Source organism: Pseudogulbenkiania sp. MAI-1 (genome assembly GCF_000527175.1).
Taxonomy (GTDB): domain Bacteria; phylum Pseudomonadota; class Gammaproteobacteria; order Burkholderiales; family Chromobacteriaceae; genus Pseudogulbenkiania.
On the sequence record NZ_AZUR01000001.1, the window covers coordinates 3394730 to 3410237 of the forward strand.

Below are 15508 nucleotides of genomic sequence, written 5' to 3' on the forward strand. Positions count from 1 at the left end.
GGCATGGATACCATTCTCGAGCAACTGAAACGCTTCAATCTGACCCGGCTGGCGGGCCCGGTCCTGATCATCCTCATCCTGACGATGATGGTGTTGCCGTTGCCGCCGGTCATCCTCGACATCTTCTTCACCTTCAACATCGCGGTGTCGGTGATCGTGCTGCTGGTCGGCATCAACGTGCGCCAGCCGCTGGACTTCTCGGCCTTCCCGTCGGTGCTGCTGGTCACCACGCTGCTCAGGCTGTCGCTCAACGTCGCCTCCAGCCGGGTGATCCTGCTGCAGGGCCACACCGGCCCCGACGCCGCCGGCAAGGTGATCGAGTCGTTCTCGCACTTCCTGGTCGGCAGCAACGTCGCCATCGGCGTGGTGGTGTTCGTCATCCTGACCATCATCAACTTCGTGGTGATCACCAAGGGCGCCGGCCGCATCGCCGAAGTGAGCGCGCGCTTCACGCTGGACGCCATGCCCGGCAAGCAGATGGCGATCGACGCCGACCTCAACGCCGGCCTGATCGGCGAGGAAGAGGCACGCAAGCGCCGCTCCACCATCGCCGAGGAGGCCAACTTCTTCGGCGCCATGGACGGTGCCTCCAAGTTCGTGCGCGGCGACGCCATGGCCGGCATCATGATCATTCTGATCAACATCGTCGGCGGCCTGATCGTCGGCGTGGTGCAGCACGACCTGGCGGTGAGCCGGGCCGCCGAGACCTATACCCTGCTGACCATCGGCGACGGCCTGGTGGCGCAGATTCCCGGCCTGATCATCTCCACCGCCGCCGGCATCGTGGTGTCGCGCGTCGGCACCGAGCGCGACCTGTCCGAGCAATTCCTCGGCCAGTTGTTCACCAAGCCGTCGGTGCTGTACATCACCGCCGCGGTGATCGGCATCATCGGCATGATTCCCAACATGCCGCACTTCGCCTTCCTGCTGATCGCAAGCCTGCTGGCCAGCCTCGGCTGGACCATGGAAAAGCGCCAGCGCGCGCAAGAGCAACAGGCGCAGCTCGCCAAGGCGGCCCCGCCGCCGCCCAGCGAACAGCAGATGGCCGAAGTCAGCTGGAACGACGTGCAGCACGTCGACCAGCTCGGGCTGGAAGTCGGCTACCGGCTGATCCCGCTGGTCGACCGCAACCAGGACGGCGAGCTGCTGCGGCGCATCCGCGGCATCCGCAAGAAGATCGCCCAGGAGCTGGGTTTCCTGGTGCCGGCGGTGCACATCCGCGACAACCTGGAGATCAAGCCGAACGCCTACCGCATCCTGATGAAGGGAGTGGAGATCGGCAGCGGCGAGGCCTATATCGGCCAGTTCCTCGCCATCAACCCGGGGCGGGTCAGCGGCGAGCTGAAGGGGCTGGCCACCACCGACCCGGCCTTCGGCCTGCCGGCGGTCTGGATCGACGCGGGCAAGCGCGACGAGGCGCAGACGCTGGGCTATACCGTGGTCGACGCCAGCACCGTGGTCGCCACCCACCTCTCCAACCTGCTCAACACCCACGCCGCCGAACTCCTGGGCCGCGAGGAAGTGCAGGCGCTGATCAGCCACCAGGCCAAGGAATCGCCCAAGCTGGTCGAGGACCTGGTGCCCAAGGTGGTGTCGGTGAGCACGCTGCAGAAGGTGCTGCAGCACCTGCTGACCGACGGCATCCACATCCGCGACTTCCGCACCATCCTCGAGACGCTGGCCGACCACGTCGGCGTGACGCAGGACGTCGACGAGCTGACCGCCGCCGTGCGCACCGCGCTGTCGCGCGTGATCATCCAGCAGCTGTTCCCGGGCGAGGCGGAACTGCCGCTGATGACGCTCGACCCGGCGCTGGAGAACGTGCTGCTGCAGGCGGTGCAGTCCAAGGCCGGCGGCGGGCTGGAACCCGGCCTCGCCGAAAACCTGCTGGCCAGCGCCGCCCAGCAATCGGAGCAGATGGAGAACCAGGGCTACAATCCGGTGCTGCTCACGCCGCCGGGGCTACGCCCGCTGCTGGCGCGTTTTTTGCGGCGGGCTCTCCCGCAGTTGCGCGTGATCTCGCATAATGAAATACCGGACAATAAATCCATTCGTATAATTGCGGTCATCGGGGGCAGCAAAGGCTGACAAAAGGCTAACGGTAGATGGTGGTCAAAAAGTTCTTCGGCAAAACCACGCGCGATGCGCTCAGACAGGTCCGTGAGGAGCTGGGCGCCGACGCGCTCATTCTGTCCAACCGTCCGACCATGGGCGGCGGGGTGGAAATCATGGCCGTGGCCGATGCCGATGTCGCCAACCTGGCGACCACCCTGTCCACGTCGACCAGCAAGCATCCGCCGCGCCACGTGCCGGCGCCGGTCGCCCCGACCGGAGGCGGCGCGGTCAACCGCGCCCTGGCGCGCACCTACGCGCTGCCGGTGGAACCGCTGGAGCCCCCCGCTCCCGCCGCGCCGACCCCCGCCCAGCTCGCGGCCAGCGCCGCCTTCCCGCCGCGCCGGGAGACGCCACCGCCCCCGGCAGCGGCTCCGCAGCAGCCCTTGCCGCCGGCCGCGCCGGCACCCGTCAAGGCCTCTCCGCCCCCGGCGGAAGAGCCCGAGGAAGTGTCGCAGGAGCTCAAGCACATCGGCGAAGAGATCAAGCTGCTGCGCAGCCTGCTGCAGAGCCAGCTCGCCAGCTTCGCCTGGTCGGACATGGAAGAGCGCACGCCGAATCGCATCGAGCTGTTCAAGCACCTGCTGGCGGCCGGCCTGAGCGCCACGCTGATCCGCCAGCTGATCGACAAGATGCCGGCGCAGTACCAGGGCGACGTGACGCTGAAATGGGCGCGCTCGGCGCTGATGCACAACCTCAAGTGCGCCGACGCCGACCGCGACGTGATGGAACGCGGCGGCGTCTACGCGCTGGTCGGCCCGACCGGGGTCGGCAAGACCACCACGGTGGCCAAGCTCGCCGCGCGCGCCACGATGAAGTTCGGCGCGCAGCATGTGGCGCTGATCACCACCGACAGCTACCGGATCGGCGCCCAGGACCAGTTGCGCATCTACGGCAAGATCCTCGGCGTGCCGGTGTACTCGATCCAGAACGAATCCGAGCTGCAGCTGACGCTGGCCGACCTGGCCTCGCGCCACATCGTGTTCATCGACACCGTCGGCATGGGCCAGCGCGATGCCCGCGTCGCCGCCCAGACCCAGATGTTCGACGGCGCCGGACGCGAGATCCAGCGCATCCTGCTAATGGCCGCCAATGCCGACGGCCACACGCTGGAAGACGTGGTGCGGCATTACCGTGGTCATGGGCTGGCCGGCTGCATCCTGTCCAAGATCGACGAGAGCGTGGCGATGGGACCAGCCCTGGACGTGATCATTCGCAACCGGCTGAAGATGTTCTACATCACCAACGGCCAGCGCGTGCCGGAAGACCTGCACCTGGCCAACGCTGCCTTCCTGATCGACCGCGCCATGCGCTCGCCGCAACAGAACTCGCCGTTCGCGCTGCAAGGCGACGAGTTGCCGATCATGAACGCCGCCCAGGCCGGCTGGTTGTGACATGCAGGATCAAGCCGCCAGTCTGCGCCGTCTCGCCGCCCAGCCGGTCCGCGCCCCCAGCTTCGCCTTTGTCGGCGCCGAGGGCAGCGGGATCAGCACGCTGGTGGCCGGGCTCGGTACCGGGCTCGCCTGGGCCGGCTGCCGGCCGCTGCTGATCGACTGCCAAGCGGGACAGCAGCTGGCGCGCCGGCTCGGCGTGCCGACCACCGCGACGCTGGAGACGCAGATGGTCGGGCCGGGCGGGCTCGACACCATGATGACGCAGTCGCGCCATGGCGTGAGCCTGCTCAACCTGTACGCGCGGCCGGAAGACCGTGCGCGCTTCTCGGCCCAGCTCTGGCTGCGGCTGGGCAGCGAATTCGGCTCCCTGGAGCGCGACTGCCACACGCTGCTGGTGGATGTACCCAACCCGGCACACGATCCGGTACCGGCCAGCGTGGCCGACAACCTGGTGCTGGTGCTCACGCCGGCGCCGGAATCGCTGACCATGGCCTACGCCACCATCAAGCGGCTGGCCACGCTGTACGGCCGCCAGCGCTTCAACGTGCTGGTCAACCGCGTGCGCCAGCTGGAGGAGGCGCGCGAGCTGTTCCGGCGGCTGTCCGGCGTCACCGGCGAGTTTCTCAATGTAGCGCTGCGCTGGGTCGGCTTCGTGCCGGAAGACGCCGCGGTCACGCGCAGCCGCAGCCTGCACCGGCCGCTGATGGAGGCCTTCCCCGACAGCGAGTCGGCCATCGCCTTTTCCCAGCTGGCGGCGATGCTGCCGCAATGGCATTCACCCGAAGCCACGCGCCCGGAGGCCGGCTTCATGGACGTACTGATCGCGGCCTCGCGTGACTGGGCCGAGGGAGGAAAGACACGATGACCCTGCCATCGCTGAAACGCAGGGCGTACGCCAGCACCCTGGGCCAGGGCGAGATCGACGTCGAGGCCCACGCCCCGCTGGTCAAGAAGATCGCCAAACTGCTGATTGCCCGGCTACCGGCCTCGGTCGAACTGGACGACCTGATCCAGGTCGGCATCATCGGCCTGATCGAGGCGGCGCGCCAATTCGACCCGATGCAGGGAGTACAATTCGACACCTTCGCCAGCCAGCGCATCCGCGGCGCGATGCTGGACGAGTTGCGGCGCGAGGACTGGCTGCCGCGCCAGGCACGCCGCCAGGCCAAGCAGATCGAGGATGCCATCCATCAGCTGGAACAGCGCGAAGGTCGGCCGCCGCTGGAGTCGGAAATCGCCGACTTCCTCGGCCTGCCGCAGGCCGAGTACCAGGACATGCTGGGCGAGTGCAAGGGGGTGTCGCTGCAGCATTTCGGCGATCTGGACGACGACGGCGAAGCAAGCGATGCCGTGACCAACGTGGCGGACGACAACGCCGTCGACCCGCTCGCCAGCCTCGCCGACGGCCACTTCCGTGCGGCGCTGGTCGATGCCATCAAGGCGCTGCCGGAACGCGACCAGCTGGTGATGGCGCTGTATTACGAACAGGAACTGAACCTGAAGGAAATCGGCGCGGTGCTCGGCGTCTCCGAGTCACGCGTCTGCCAGTTGCATAGCCATGCCATCGCCCGCGTGCGGGCCAAGCTCAGGGAGTGGCTATAGCGCCACCTGACGCCACCAAGAACAACCACAACAACGGAAACCCGTCTTGGATAAGATCAGCATCATCGCCATCATCGGGGGGCTGGCCGCCATCGTCGTCGGCCAGGCGCTGGAGGGCGGCCACATCGGTTCGCTGTTCCAACTGACCGCCTTCATGATCGTCATTGGCGGCACCGCCAGCGCCGTCATGCTGCAGAGCACGCCCAAGCAGTTCATGACCGGGCTGCGCATGGCGCGCTGGGTGTTCCAGCCGCCGCAATTCGATCACGAGAAGACCATCCGCGACGTCATCCACTGGAGCCAGAGCGCGCGCAAGGGCGGCCTGTTGTCGCTGGAAGGCTACGTCGCCCAGCAGCGCGACCCGTTCAACCGCAAGGCGCTGCAGATGCTGGTGGACGGCACCGAGCCGGAGACGCTGCGCTCGGTGATGGAAGTGGAAATCTCGATGTTCGAACACTCGCGCAAACAGTCCACGCGCATCTGGGAGTCGGCCGGCGGCTACGCGCCGACCATGGGCATCCTGGGCGCGGTGCTGGGGCTGATCCACGTGATGGAAAACCTGTCCGACCCGTCCAAGCTCGGCTCCGGCATCGCCGTGGCCTTCGTCGCCACCATCTACGGCGTCGGCTCGGCCAACCTGCTGTTCCTGCCGATTGCCAACAAGCTGAAGAACCTGGTGGCGGCCGAAGTGGCGATGCGCGAGTTGATCGTCGAGGGGCTGGTCGCCATCGGCCACGGCGAGAACCCGCGCATCATCGAGAACCGGCTGCGCGGCTTCCTCGCCATGCACGACTGAGGCTGCATGCCACGCACACCGACAAGGTCATCGCATCCAAGACGAGCAGGGATCAGCCGATCACGCCGGCAAACACCAGCTCGCCCTCGTCGAGCAGGCGCAGCTCGCTCGCCGGCGTGGCCTTCTTGATGTAGGCGCTGAACAGCTTGTAGCTGTCCAGATCGAAGCTCGGCCGGCCGCTCAGCTCCTCGCTGGCGGCATGGCGCGTGCCCAGGTAGCACCAGCGGTCGAACACGTGCTCGACGCGCTCGCCGGTCACCTCGTCCCACTCCACCACCGCCACCGCACCGGGAAACGGCCAGTTCTTCACCCGCACCCGGGCCAGCGCCGACATCAGCCGGGTATTGTGCTGCATCGCCGGCTCGCGCCCGATGCAGGCGCCACGGCACAGCCCGGCCTGGTAGCCGCCGCATGGCGCGCCCTTGCGGCTGGTGACCTGCTCCACCCCCAGCACGGCCTGGCACAGGCCCTGCGCACGAGCCATGTCCTGCAGCATCTTGCGCGCCTCGCGCGGATGGCGGAACAGGCCGTACAGGTCGGCGGTACGGCTGAAGTCGAGTTCGTGCGCCAGCACGATGCGCGGCCGCACGAAGCCGTCCGCCCCCTCGCCCAACTGGATCGAGCACAGCTCGTCGCCCACTCCTCCACGCCGGTTGTGGCGCGGCCGGTAGACGCGGAGCCATTGCAGCTCCAGCAGCGAGGCGCCGAACTCCCCCAGCGTTTCGCACCATTCGACGCGGCGGATCGGCTCGGCGATGTGCACCGGCTTGCCGTGCGCCTTGTCGGCGTGAAAATGCGCCAGCACCTGGCGGCGCAGATTGGTGGCGCGGCCGACGTACAGGGGCTGCTCGTCGTCGCCCAGCAGCAGGTACACGCCGGGCACGTCCGGCAGGCTGTCGAGCAGTTCCGGGTCGAGTCCCGGCGGCAAGGCGGTCGGCGCCAACAGGTCCGTCGCCGCCCCCAGCACCGCCTCCGGGCCCAGCTCGGCGGTCGCCGCTTCGAGGAAGTGGTACACCGCCAGCGCGTCGGCCATGGCGCGATGGCGGTCTGCCAGCACGATGCCGTGGCGCTCGATCAGGCTGTCGAGGCTGTGCTTGAAATGCTGCGGATAGAGCCGGCGCGACAGCTTGACGGTGCACAGCACCTCGCTCTGGAACACGAGACCGGCGCGCTTGAATTCGTTCTTCAGGAAGCCGTAGTCGAAGCGCGCGTTGTGCGCCAGCAAGAGCCGCCCCTGCAGCTTGTCGAGCAGCGTTGCGGCCAGTTCGGCGAACGGCGGCGCCTCGGCCACCATGGCGTCGGAAATGCCGGTCATGTTCTCGATGAAGGGCGGGATGGGCTGGCCGGGGTTGACCAGCGTCTCGTAGCGCTCGATGCGCTCGCCGTCGATCAGCAGGATGCCGATCTCGGTGATGCGGTCGCGGGTGATGTGCCCGCCGGTGGTTTCCAGGTCGACAATGGCGCAGGGTTGCTCAAACAGCATGCTCAGTTCGCTTTCACCACCGGGATGTCGTCCCAGCGGGTGGTGTAACAGGGGGAAAGATGGTCTTGCTTCATGCGCCAGGGCTGCGTCGTGCCTTCGGCCAAGAGGCGCACCGTGCCGCGCCCCATGCGCTGGTTGATGGCGTCGATGGCCTGCATCAGGCGCGCGCCCTTGGCGTCGAGCGGGTCGCCGGCGAACAGGTCGGCCTGCGCCCGCCCCTCCTCCACCAGCTCGAACGCCATCGCCCCGGCCTTGTGATAACGCACGCCGGCCCGCCACAGCCGCGCCACCACCTGTTGCGCCGCACGTGCCAGCACCCGGCTATCGTTGGACGGCGGCAACAGCGCCACGGTTTCGCTGGCGTCGGCGCCGCGCCCGCTGCCGGGCAGACCGGCACGGATGCCGACGCGCAGGAAGTGCGCCAGAGAGCGCTGGCGACGCAGGCGCTCGGCCACGCGGCAGGCATGCATCGACACGGCCTCTTGCAGCTCGGAAAGCGCCTTGACCGGACGCCCGAACGAACGGGTCGACATCACCGAGCGGCGCGGCTCCAGCACCGACTCCAGCGCCAGACAGGAGGCCCCGCGCAACTCGTCGGCGATACGCATCGTCACCAGGCCGAAGCGCCGCTGCAGCCAGTCGCGCTCGGTCTCGGCCAGCTGTCGTGCCGTGCCGATACCGGTCAGCCGCAGCCGCTCGCCGAGACGCCGGCCGATGCCCCACACCTCCTCCACCGCCACCGGGGCCAAGCGCTGCAGCCGCGCTGCCGCGTCGAGCACGCCCAAGTCGAGCACGCCGCCCAGCGCCGCATCCTGCTTGGCCAGATGATTGGCCAGCTTGGCCAGCGTCTTGGACGGGCCGAGCCCGACACAGGCCGGCAGGCCGAGACCGCGCAGCAGCTCGTCGCGCATGCGTTGCGCCAGTGCCGCCGGTTCCGGTTCGCCGCTCAGGTCCAGGAAGCACTCGTCGATCGAGTACACCTCCTGCGCCCGCGCGTAGCCAGCCAGCAATCGCATCGCGCGGCTGGAGAGATCACCGTACAGCGCGTAATTGGACGAGAACACCGCCACGCCATCCCGCTGCAGCTGCGCCTTTATCGCGAAGTACGGCGCCCCCATCGGCACGCCGAGCCGCTTGGCCTCGGCCGAACGCGACACCACGCAGCCGTCGTTGTTCGACAGCACGACCACGGGCCGGCCGGCCAGCGCCGGGTTGAACACCCGCTCGCAGGCAGCGTAGAAGTTGTTGCAATCGACTTGCGCGAAGCAGGAGGTCATGGGAGGAATCGGCGCGACATGGGGCTGCGTTCATTGTACTGACTCGCGCACAAAATGCCCAACGACGCTTGACAGCCTTAAGCGGGCTCTATAGAATCCGCCTCTCTCGAAAGACGCCTCTGTCTGAAGAGAAACAGCGCACCCGTAGCTCAGTTGGATAGAGTATCTGGCTACGAACCAGAGGGTCGGGCGTTCGAATCGCTCCGGGTGCGCCAGCAGTGTCCCCATCGTCTAGAGGCCTAGGACATCGCCCTTTCACGGCGGTAACCGGGGTTCGAATCCCCGTGGGGACGCCAACAACGCACCCGTAGCTCAGTTGGATAGAGTATCTGGCTACGAACCAGAGGGTCGGGCGTTCGAATCGCTCCGGGTGCGCCAGCTGTCCCCATCGTCTAGAGGCCTAGGACATCGCCCTTTCACGGCGGTAACCGGGGTTCGAATCCCCGTGGGGACGCCAGGATTCCGCAAAAAGCACCAGCCACGCTGGTGCTTTTTTGTTTTTTTACCTTCCCCGCAACTCGCCTCCGCCACGCTAGAGATCCCCCACGCTGCGGCTTGGCACTCCCGCCTCGCCCCCTGTTACACTGGCGCTTTTTTTTAGAACAACACCACACAGGGGACATTACCCATGCTTTCTCTCCTCTCCCGCAGGGGGGCGCTGGCCTGGCTGCTGGGGGCGCTGCCGCTGGCCGCCCACGCCAGCGTCAACGGCGCCGAGCTCTCCGGCGTCTGGGCCATCCCGTTTGCCGGCCTGCTGCTGTCGATCGCCACGCTGCCGCTGCTGGCGCCCAGCCTGTGGCACCATCACTTCGGCAAGATCACCGCCGGCTGGGCGCTGCTGTTCGCCGTACCGTTCGCCCTGCAGCACGGCGCCGGCACCACCGGCCATGAACTGCTGCACACGCTGCTGCTGGAATACCTGCCGTTCATCATCCTGCTGGTGGCGCTGTTCACCGTGGCCGGCGGCATCTTTCTGCGCGGCAACCTGCACGGCTCCCCCCTGGTCAACACCACTTTCCTCGGCCTGGGCACGCTGCTGGCGAGCTTTACCGGCACCACCGGCGCCTCGATGCTGTTGATCCGCCCGCTGTTGCGCGCCAACGACAATCGCCGCCACAAGACCCACGTGGTGGTGTTCTTCATCTTCCTGGTGGCCAATATCGGCGGCTCGCTCACCCCGCTCGGCGACCCCCCGCTGTTCCTCGGCTTCCTCAAGGGCGTCAGCTTCGGCTGGACCATGGTACACCTCTTGCCGCTGATGGCCTTCTCCAGCGCCATCCTGCTGCTGCTGTTCTACCTGCTGGACCGCTACTATTACCACCGCGAGGAAAACCTGCCGCCGCTGCCGGACCCGACGCCGGACTCCAAGCTGCGCTTGGAAGGCAGCATCAATCTGCTGCTGCTGGGCGCCATCGTCGGCGCGGTGCTGCTGTCCGGCACCTGGAAGCCCGGCATCGGCTGGGAAGTGGCGGGCTTGCACATCGAATTGCAGAACGTGGTGCGCGACGGCCTGCTGCTGGCCATCGCCGCACTATCGCTGGCGCTGACGCCGGGACGCTGCCGCGCCGCCAACGCCTTCAACTGGGGACCGATGCTGGAAGTGGCCAAGCTGTTCGCCGGCATCTTCGTCACCATGATCCCGGTGCTGGCCATGCTCAAGGCCGGCAGCGAGGGCGCCTTCGCCAGCCTCGTCGCCCTGACCAACGACGAGACCGGCGCCCCGCTCAACCCGGCCTACTTCTGGCTGACCGGGGCGCTGTCGAGCTTCCTCGACAACGCCCCGACCTACCTGGTGTTCTTCAACCTGGCCGGCGGCGAGCCCGGCCACCTGATGAGCACGCTGGCGCCGACGCTGACCGCGATCTCGGCCGGCGCGGTGTTCATGGGTGCCAACAGCTACATCGGCAATGCGCCCAACTTCATGGTGAAGGCCATCGCCGAGGAGCGCGGCGTGGTCATGCCCTCGTTCTTCGGCTACATCGGCTGGTCGGTCGCCATCCTGATCCCGGTGTTCCTGCTGATGACGCTGCTGTTCTTCTGAGCCCGATCCAAGCACCAAGCAAAATGGGCTGCCTGAGGCAGCCCATTTTGCTTGTATTGTCGCAAGATCACAGATGGTAGCTGGCCGAGGTCATCACCCTGGAGGTCAGCTTCATCAGCCCGCGCACCGGCAGCGGCAGCTTGGCGGCGCCATGCGCGTGCGCCATTTCGGCGTGACGCACTTCGTCGTCGCGCATCTGCTTGACGATGGCCCGGCTCTTCTCGTCCTGCTCCGGCAGATCGCGCAGATGGCTGTTCAGGTGCGCCTCGACCTGGTATTCGGTCTCTTCCAGAAAGCCCAGGTTCCACTTGTCGCCCAACAGCCCGGCCGCCACGCCGATGGCCAGCGAGCCGGTGTACCACAGCGGATTGAAGACGCTCGGATGGCCGCCCAGCTCGCGGATGCGCCGCTCGGTCCAGGCCAGGTGCTCGACCTCCTCGAAGGCGGCATGCTTCAAGGCCTCGCGCGCGGCCTCGTTGCGCGCGGTCAGCGCCTGCCCCTGGTAGAGCGCCTGGGCGCACACCTCGCCGCAGTGGTTGACGCGCATCAGGCCCAGCGCATGGCGCTTTTCCTCGGCGCTCAGTTCGGCTTCGGCCATGCCCGCATCGGGATGCGGACGAGCGCTGGAGGCCGGCGCGAACAGCGTGCGCACCCCCTTGTCGAATTCGATGATCAGCTTGTCGAGCATCGTGTGGCGTTCCGCTAATACAAAAGAAGCATGGGATTATACCCTGGCCCTCCGCCAGCGACGACCGCTTGCTGCTATAATCGCCGAATCATTCCACCAACGTGATCAACGCTCAACAAGAGGACCCTCCTGATGAATCTCGACCGCATCGGCCCCGGCAAGGACATGCCCAACGACTTCAACGTGGTGATCGAAATCTCCGCCAACAGCGCCCCGATCAAGTACGAATTCGACAAGGATTCCGGCGCCATCTGCATTGACCGCTTCATGGGCACCTCGATGTTCTACCCGGCCAACTACGGTTTCGTGCCGCAAACGCTGGCCGGTGACGGCGATCCGGTCGACGTGCTGGTCGTGACCCCGTTCCCGCTGCCGCCGGGCGTGCTGGTGCGCTGCCGCGCGCTGGGCCTGATCAAGATGGAAGACGACGGCGGCGTGGACGCCAAGCTGGTGGCCGTACCGGTTGAAAAGCTGTGCCCGATGTACAAGTCGATCCAGCAACTGGAAGACCTGCCGGAACTGCTGCGCAACCAGATGGTGCACTTCTTCGAGCACTACAAGGATCTGGAACCGGGCAAGTGGGTGAAGATCCACGGCTGGGGCACCCGTGACGACGCCACTCAGGAACTGGTGGAAGGCATCGAGCGCTACAAGCAGGAAGGCTGAGCCCTCTCCCGCACGACAAAAAGCCGGCGACCACGCCGGCTTTTTTGTGCCCGTCGGCCGCAACGGCCGGGGCGTCACTGACGTCCGCGGCGCAACTGGTCGGCCACGATCGCCACCCGCTCGCCGAGACGGCGCGCGCTCTCCAGGTCGGCGGCATCCGGCGTCACCTCGGCCGGCGCGTTGTCGGAGCGCGTCATCAGGCCAAGGAAGCTGCCGTAGCGGTTGATGTCGCTGCCAGTCACGCTGGCCGGCAGCTCGCCGGTGGAGACCCAGATCATGCTGTGCTGCGCGGCGAACACCGCCAGTTGCTGCAGCGTGCCGAGCTTGTCGCCGCTCGGGCTGTTGGAGACGGTGAAACCGGCCGCCACCTTGTCCTTCCAGCCCTGCTTGAACCACACCTGGGCGCTGGCATCCATGAACGCCTTGAAGCCGGCGGACACGCTGCCCATATAGGTCGGGGCGCCGAACACGATGGCGTCGTAGGCGGCCAGCTCGTCCAGCCTGGCCGCGGCTTCTTCGGCGGTATACAGCGCCACTTCGGCGTGGCGGCCGGCCCCCTCCGCCACGAACTGGGCGACGCGGGCGGTGTGGCCGTAGCCACTGTGGTAAATCACGGCGAGTTTGGTCATGGGGTCGATCTCCTTGGCTATAGGCAACAGGCTGCCGATCGCCATGGACCGGGACAGGCCGAACACGACTATTCATGATTATTGAATGATCACGCTCTGCACAACGCCTGCCTGCGACCAAGGTACAATGGCGATTCCTGGCGATGAAAGACAGTGTATTGGCTGTTCCGCCGCGTTGATAACGGAATGTTTTGATTTATTCAGTCAGGATTTTCGAACATGAGATTGTCGCTGGATGCCCTGCTGGTACTCGACGCCATCGAACGCAAGGGCAGCTTTGCCGCGGCGGCAGAGGAACTGCACCGGGTGCCGTCGGCCATCACCTACACGGTGCAGAAGCTGGAGCAGGATCTGGACATCCAGATCTTCGACCGCTCCGGCCACCGCGCCAGGCTGACCGAGGTCGGCGCCCACCTGCTAAAGGACGGCCGCTACCTGCTCGACGCCGCCGCGCAGCTGGAAGACCGGGTGCGCCAGCAGGCCACCGGCTGGGAGCCCGAGCTGCGTATCGCCGTCAGCGACCTGGTGCCGTTCAGCGCCCTGCTGCCCTTGCTGGCCGAATTCAGCCAGCTGACCTGCGCCACCCGGCTGCGCCTGCAGCGCGAGGTGCTCGGCGGCACCTGGGATGCGCTGCACGAGGGGCGCGCCGACCTCGCCATTGGCGCCTCCGATCAGCCTCCGCCGGGGCGTTACCAGCGCCAGCCGCTGGGAACGGTGCCGTTCGTGTTCGCCGTCGCCCCCCTCCACCCGCTGGCCGACCACGCCGAGCCGATTCCGCTGCACGTGATCCGCAAGCACCGCGTGGTGGCGGTGGGCGACACCTCGCGCCAGCTGCCGGCGCGCTCGTCGTCCCTGCTCGAGGGCCAGGACGTGCTGACCGTCGGCACGCTGGCCGACAAACTGCAGGCGCAACTGGCCGGGCTCGGCACCGGCAATCTGCCGCTTTCGTTGGCCCAGCCCTATGTGGATAATGGACAGCTGGTCGTGAAACAGGTCGAGGACGCCAAGGAACCGATCGCACTGTTCTACGCCTGGAAGGAACCCCAGCCGGGCAAGGCGCTCGACTGGTTCATCCGGCGCCTGAAACAAGCCGCCGACGCCGCGACACTGACCTATTGAGAAGCATGCAGATCATCCCGCTCGGCCACGAGCCCTACCAAGAGTGGATCCGGCGCCGCCTGACGACGCAGGGATTCGCCTTGCCGGCCGAGCCATCCTCCTCCCCGCTTGCCCCCTATTCCTTTGCCGCCGACTGGCAGGCGCTGGGCTACGCCAGCGTGGTTCTGGATTTGAAACGCGCCACGCCGGAAGTCAGCGCCGAGCGAGAGCGCGATTGCCGGGCACACGGCCTGGGCTATGTGGATGTGGCGGCCAACTGGCAGGCGCCGGGAGTGCAGCAAGGTTTCGCCCTGTTCGTGGGCGGGTCGGATCGGGCGCTGGACGGAGCCCGGCCGGTACTGGATGCGCTGGCCCCGCTGCCCGGCGCCTGGCTGCATTGCGGCCCTGCCGGCAGCGGGCACTTCGTCGCCACGGTGTTCGAGGCGCTGAGCTACGCCTTCGGCCTGCTCTGGCAGGCCGGCTGGAATGCGCCAGGGGAAACCCCGCGCACGCCGGACTGGAACCATTTCTTCAGCCAGCAAAAAGAGCTGGCCGCCAACCTGCTGCAACTGTCCCGCTTGTACCTGCAGCAGCATCCGGTAGCGGAAACCCATGACCCGTGGCAGCTGCTGGCGCTATTCGCCCGTCCTGCACACCAGCAAAACCATTACGCCCTGATCCTGGCCCGATTGATCGAGCTGGCGCTGGGCCAGGGACTCGCGCTGCAGGCCATCTTCGACTCCCTCAGCCGGCCGCCGCAATGAAAAAACCCGCCGAAAGGCGGGTTTTTTTGCAGCCGGCAAAGAAGTCCGATCAGGAGGCCTTCTTGGCGGCAACGGCAGCGGACGCTACCTTGGCCGACTTGGTCGCGGCTTGCACACCGGCTTCGGCCAGTTCGCTGCCGACTTTCTTGGCGGTCTGCGACACGCTTTCGAAAGCGGCGTTGGACGAGGTCACGAAGTTCTTCAGGGCGGTGACAGCCACGTCGGAACCGGCCGGAGCGTTCTTGGCCAGCTTGTCGATGGTGGACAGCACGGCCTTGTTGGACTCGGCAACCTGCTCTTCGACGAAAGCGGTCAGTTCGCCCTGGGTGGTCACGGCGGCGTCGTACACGCTGCGAGCGGCAACGAAAGCCTTGTCCAGGGCCGGCTGAGCCAGGCCTGCCGGCAGGTCGGCCAGGGCCTTCGGATCCTTGATCTCGGCCAGGGTCTTGAACAGCTGGGCGTTTTCGGCCAGCACCTTGCGGCTCAGATCGAACTGCAGGGCGGCGAAGCGCTCGGCGCTGCCCAGAACCAGGGAAGACAGGCGTACAGCTTTATCGAATTGCGCCTGTCCAAGAGCGGTCAGTTCTTGAGTAGTAGTAAACATAATGACTCCTGTAAGGTATGAAACAACCCAGCGACAACAGCAACAAAATCTGTACCTCTGTCGCATTGTGCGATGCAGCAATTACACTTTACCCAAACGGACTGTTCCGGTCAATCGGTTTGTTGCGCCGCACAATAAACTAAGCTCTTAATCTGTTGGGTTTTTTGCAACACTCCAGACAGCAAAAAACCCCGACGACGGGGTGCAAGCCCATGACAATATCACAACACGAAGGCATTACAAATGCATGACGGCAGTAACGACGAAACCGCGTGCGACTTCCGTTGAAAGCCCCGCCGCAAGCCAGTACACTCGCCCCCATAGAAGAAAACTATCTTTCGGCATTAATACAAC

14 protein-coding genes and 4 tRNA genes are annotated in these 15508 nt (G+C 66.4%); 13 read left to right on the forward strand and 5 right to left on the reverse strand.

Going from position 1 to position 15508, the window contains the following annotated elements; translation table 11 throughout:
* Positions 1-3 precede the first annotated feature (3 nt).
* From flhA to PSEMAI1_RS0115860, 5 genes are read left to right on the forward strand one after another with little or no spacing between them, the layout of a single operon-like run.
* Positions 4-2088: a flagellar biosynthesis protein FlhA gene (gene flhA, locus PSEMAI1_RS0115840; RefSeq protein WP_024303812.1), complete on the forward strand. Its 2085-nt coding sequence runs from the start codon at positions 4-6 to the stop codon at positions 2086-2088.
* Between the two features lie 17 nt (positions 2089-2105).
* A complete protein-coding gene (gene flhF / locus PSEMAI1_RS0115845) occupies positions 2106-3506 on the forward strand; it encodes a flagellar biosynthesis protein FlhF (protein WP_024303813.1) in 1401 nt (466 codons plus the stop codon).
* A gap of 1 nt (position 3507) precedes the next feature.
* The gene (locus PSEMAI1_RS0115850) at positions 3508-4371 is read left to right on the forward strand and encodes a flagellar synthesis regulator FleN (protein WP_024303814.1); all 864 of its coding nucleotides are present in this window, start codon (positions 3508-3510) and stop codon (positions 4369-4371) included.
* On the forward strand, positions 4368-5108 hold the full coding sequence (locus PSEMAI1_RS0115855) for an RNA polymerase sigma factor FliA (protein WP_024303815.1): 741 nt from the start codon (positions 4368-4370) through the stop codon (positions 5106-5108). The genes PSEMAI1_RS0115850 and PSEMAI1_RS0115855 overlap by 4 nt, the downstream gene beginning before the upstream one ends.
* Before the next feature lie 46 nt (positions 5109-5154).
* A complete protein-coding gene (locus PSEMAI1_RS0115860; protein WP_024303816.1) occupies positions 5155-5904 on the forward strand; it encodes a flagellar motor protein in 750 nt (249 codons plus the stop codon).
* Between the two features lie 52 nt (positions 5905-5956).
* Here PSEMAI1_RS0115860 and PSEMAI1_RS0115865 read toward each other — a convergent pair whose 3' ends face one another.
* Together PSEMAI1_RS0115865 and PSEMAI1_RS0115870 are read right to left on the reverse strand one after the other, a co-directional pair.
* Positions 5957-7387, reverse strand: coding sequence for an exonuclease domain-containing protein (locus PSEMAI1_RS0115865; protein ID WP_024303817.1), 1431 nt, complete (start codon positions 7385-7387; stop codon positions 5957-5959).
* A gap of 2 nt (positions 7388-7389) precedes the next feature.
* Positions 7390-8664: a Y-family DNA polymerase gene (locus PSEMAI1_RS0115870; RefSeq protein ID WP_024303818.1), complete on the reverse strand. Its 1275-nt coding sequence runs from the start codon at positions 8662-8664 to the stop codon at positions 7390-7392.
* 138 nt (positions 8665-8802) lie between these two features.
* Here PSEMAI1_RS0115870 and PSEMAI1_RS0115875 point away from each other — a divergent pair.
* The 5 genes from PSEMAI1_RS0115875 to PSEMAI1_RS0115895 all read left to right on the forward strand — a co-directional run bounded on the left by PSEMAI1_RS0115875 (position 8803) and on the right by PSEMAI1_RS0115895 (position 10705).
* Positions 8803-8879 (forward strand) — tRNA-Arg (locus PSEMAI1_RS0115875).
* Between the two features lie 5 nt (positions 8880-8884).
* Positions 8885-8960, forward strand: a tRNA-Glu gene (locus PSEMAI1_RS0115880).
* Positions 8961-8965: 5 nt separating this feature from the next.
* Positions 8966-9042: transfer RNA gene (locus PSEMAI1_RS0115885), tRNA-Arg, on the forward strand.
* A 3-nt stretch (positions 9043-9045) separates the two neighbouring features.
* Positions 9046-9121, forward strand: a tRNA-Glu gene (locus tag PSEMAI1_RS0115890).
* 171 nt (positions 9122-9292) lie between these two features.
* Positions 9293-10705 carry a sodium:proton antiporter gene (locus PSEMAI1_RS0115895; protein ID WP_024303819.1) on the forward strand — a complete coding sequence of 471 codons (1413 nt, stop codon included), beginning with the start codon at positions 9293-9295 and terminating at the stop codon, positions 10703-10705.
* Positions 10706-10772: 67 nt separating this feature from the next.
* Here PSEMAI1_RS0115895 and coq7 read toward each other — a convergent pair whose 3' ends face one another.
* Positions 10773-11393: a 2-polyprenyl-3-methyl-6-methoxy-1,4-benzoquinone monooxygenase gene (coq7, locus tag PSEMAI1_RS0115900; RefSeq protein WP_024303820.1), complete on the reverse strand. Its 621-nt coding sequence runs from the start codon at positions 11391-11393 to the stop codon at positions 10773-10775.
* 132 nt (positions 11394-11525) lie between these two features.
* Between coq7 and ppa the strand changes: the two genes are divergently transcribed.
* The gene (gene ppa / locus PSEMAI1_RS0115905; RefSeq protein ID WP_024303821.1) at positions 11526-12059 is read left to right on the forward strand and encodes an inorganic diphosphatase; all 534 of its coding nucleotides are present in this window, start codon (positions 11526-11528) and stop codon (positions 12057-12059) included.
* 74 nt (positions 12060-12133) lie between these two features.
* Here ppa and PSEMAI1_RS0115910 read toward each other — a convergent pair whose 3' ends face one another.
* Positions 12134-12688: a flavodoxin family protein gene (locus PSEMAI1_RS0115910; RefSeq protein ID WP_024303822.1), complete on the reverse strand. Its 555-nt coding sequence runs from the start codon at positions 12686-12688 to the stop codon at positions 12134-12136.
* Positions 12689-12907: 219 nt separating this feature from the next.
* Here PSEMAI1_RS0115910 and PSEMAI1_RS0115915 point away from each other — a divergent pair, with 219 nt between their 5' ends.
* On the forward strand, positions 12908-13807 hold the full coding sequence (locus PSEMAI1_RS0115915) for a LysR family transcriptional regulator (protein ID WP_024303823.1): 900 nt from the start codon (positions 12908-12910) through the stop codon (positions 13805-13807).
* Positions 13808-13812: 5 nt separating this feature from the next.
* Positions 13813-14550: a 6-phosphogluconate dehydrogenase gene (locus tag PSEMAI1_RS0115920; protein WP_024303824.1), complete on the forward strand. Its 738-nt coding sequence runs from the start codon at positions 13813-13815 to the stop codon at positions 14548-14550.
* Between the two features lie 49 nt (positions 14551-14599).
* On the opposite strand, the gene PSEMAI1_RS0115925 is transcribed toward PSEMAI1_RS0115920, so the two are convergent.
* Positions 14600-15154, reverse strand: coding sequence for a phasin family protein (locus tag PSEMAI1_RS0115925; protein ID WP_024303825.1), 555 nt, complete (start codon positions 15152-15154; stop codon positions 14600-14602).
* Positions 15155-15508: the final 354 nt, after the last annotated feature.

What these genes read in the sequence shown, in the direction of transcription:
- flhA (WP_024303812.1), top strand. Translation starts at nt 4, where the DNA reads ATGGATACCATTCTCGAGCAACTGAAACGCTTCAATCTGACCCGGCTG.
- flhF (WP_024303813.1), top strand. Translation starts at nt 2,106, where the DNA reads ATGGTGGTCAAAAAGTTCTTCGGCAAAACCACGCGCGATGCGCTCAGA.
- PSEMAI1_RS0115850 (WP_024303814.1), top strand. Translation starts at nt 3,508, where the DNA reads ATGCAGGATCAAGCCGCCAGTCTGCGCCGTCTCGCCGCCCAGCCGGTC.
- PSEMAI1_RS0115855 (WP_024303815.1), top strand. Translation starts at nt 4,368, where the DNA reads ATGACCCTGCCATCGCTGAAACGCAGGGCGTACGCCAGCACCCTGGGC.
- PSEMAI1_RS0115865 (WP_024303817.1), bottom strand. Translation starts at nt 7,387, where the DNA reads ATGCTGTTTGAGCAACCCTGCGCCATTGTCGACCTGGAAACCACCGGC.
- PSEMAI1_RS0115870 (WP_024303818.1), bottom strand. Translation starts at nt 8,664, where the DNA reads ATGACCTCCTGCTTCGCGCAAGTCGATTGCAACAACTTCTACGCTGCC.
- PSEMAI1_RS0115895 (WP_024303819.1), top strand. Translation starts at nt 9,293, where the DNA reads ATGCTTTCTCTCCTCTCCCGCAGGGGGGCGCTGGCCTGGCTGCTGGGG.
- coq7 (WP_024303820.1), bottom strand. Translation starts at nt 11,393, where the DNA reads ATGCTCGACAAGCTGATCATCGAATTCGACAAGGGGGTGCGCACGCTG.
- ppa (WP_024303821.1), top strand. Translation starts at nt 11,526, where the DNA reads ATGAATCTCGACCGCATCGGCCCCGGCAAGGACATGCCCAACGACTTC.
- PSEMAI1_RS0115910 (WP_024303822.1), bottom strand. Translation starts at nt 12,688, where the DNA reads ATGACCAAACTCGCCGTGATTTACCACAGTGGCTACGGCCACACCGCC.
- PSEMAI1_RS0115915 (WP_024303823.1), top strand. Translation starts at nt 12,908, where the DNA reads ATGAGATTGTCGCTGGATGCCCTGCTGGTACTCGACGCCATCGAACGC.
- PSEMAI1_RS0115920 (WP_024303824.1), top strand. Translation starts at nt 13,813, where the DNA reads ATGCAGATCATCCCGCTCGGCCACGAGCCCTACCAAGAGTGGATCCGG.
- PSEMAI1_RS0115925 (WP_024303825.1), bottom strand. Translation starts at nt 15,154, where the DNA reads ATGTTTACTACTACTCAAGAACTGACCGCTCTTGGACAGGCGCAATTC.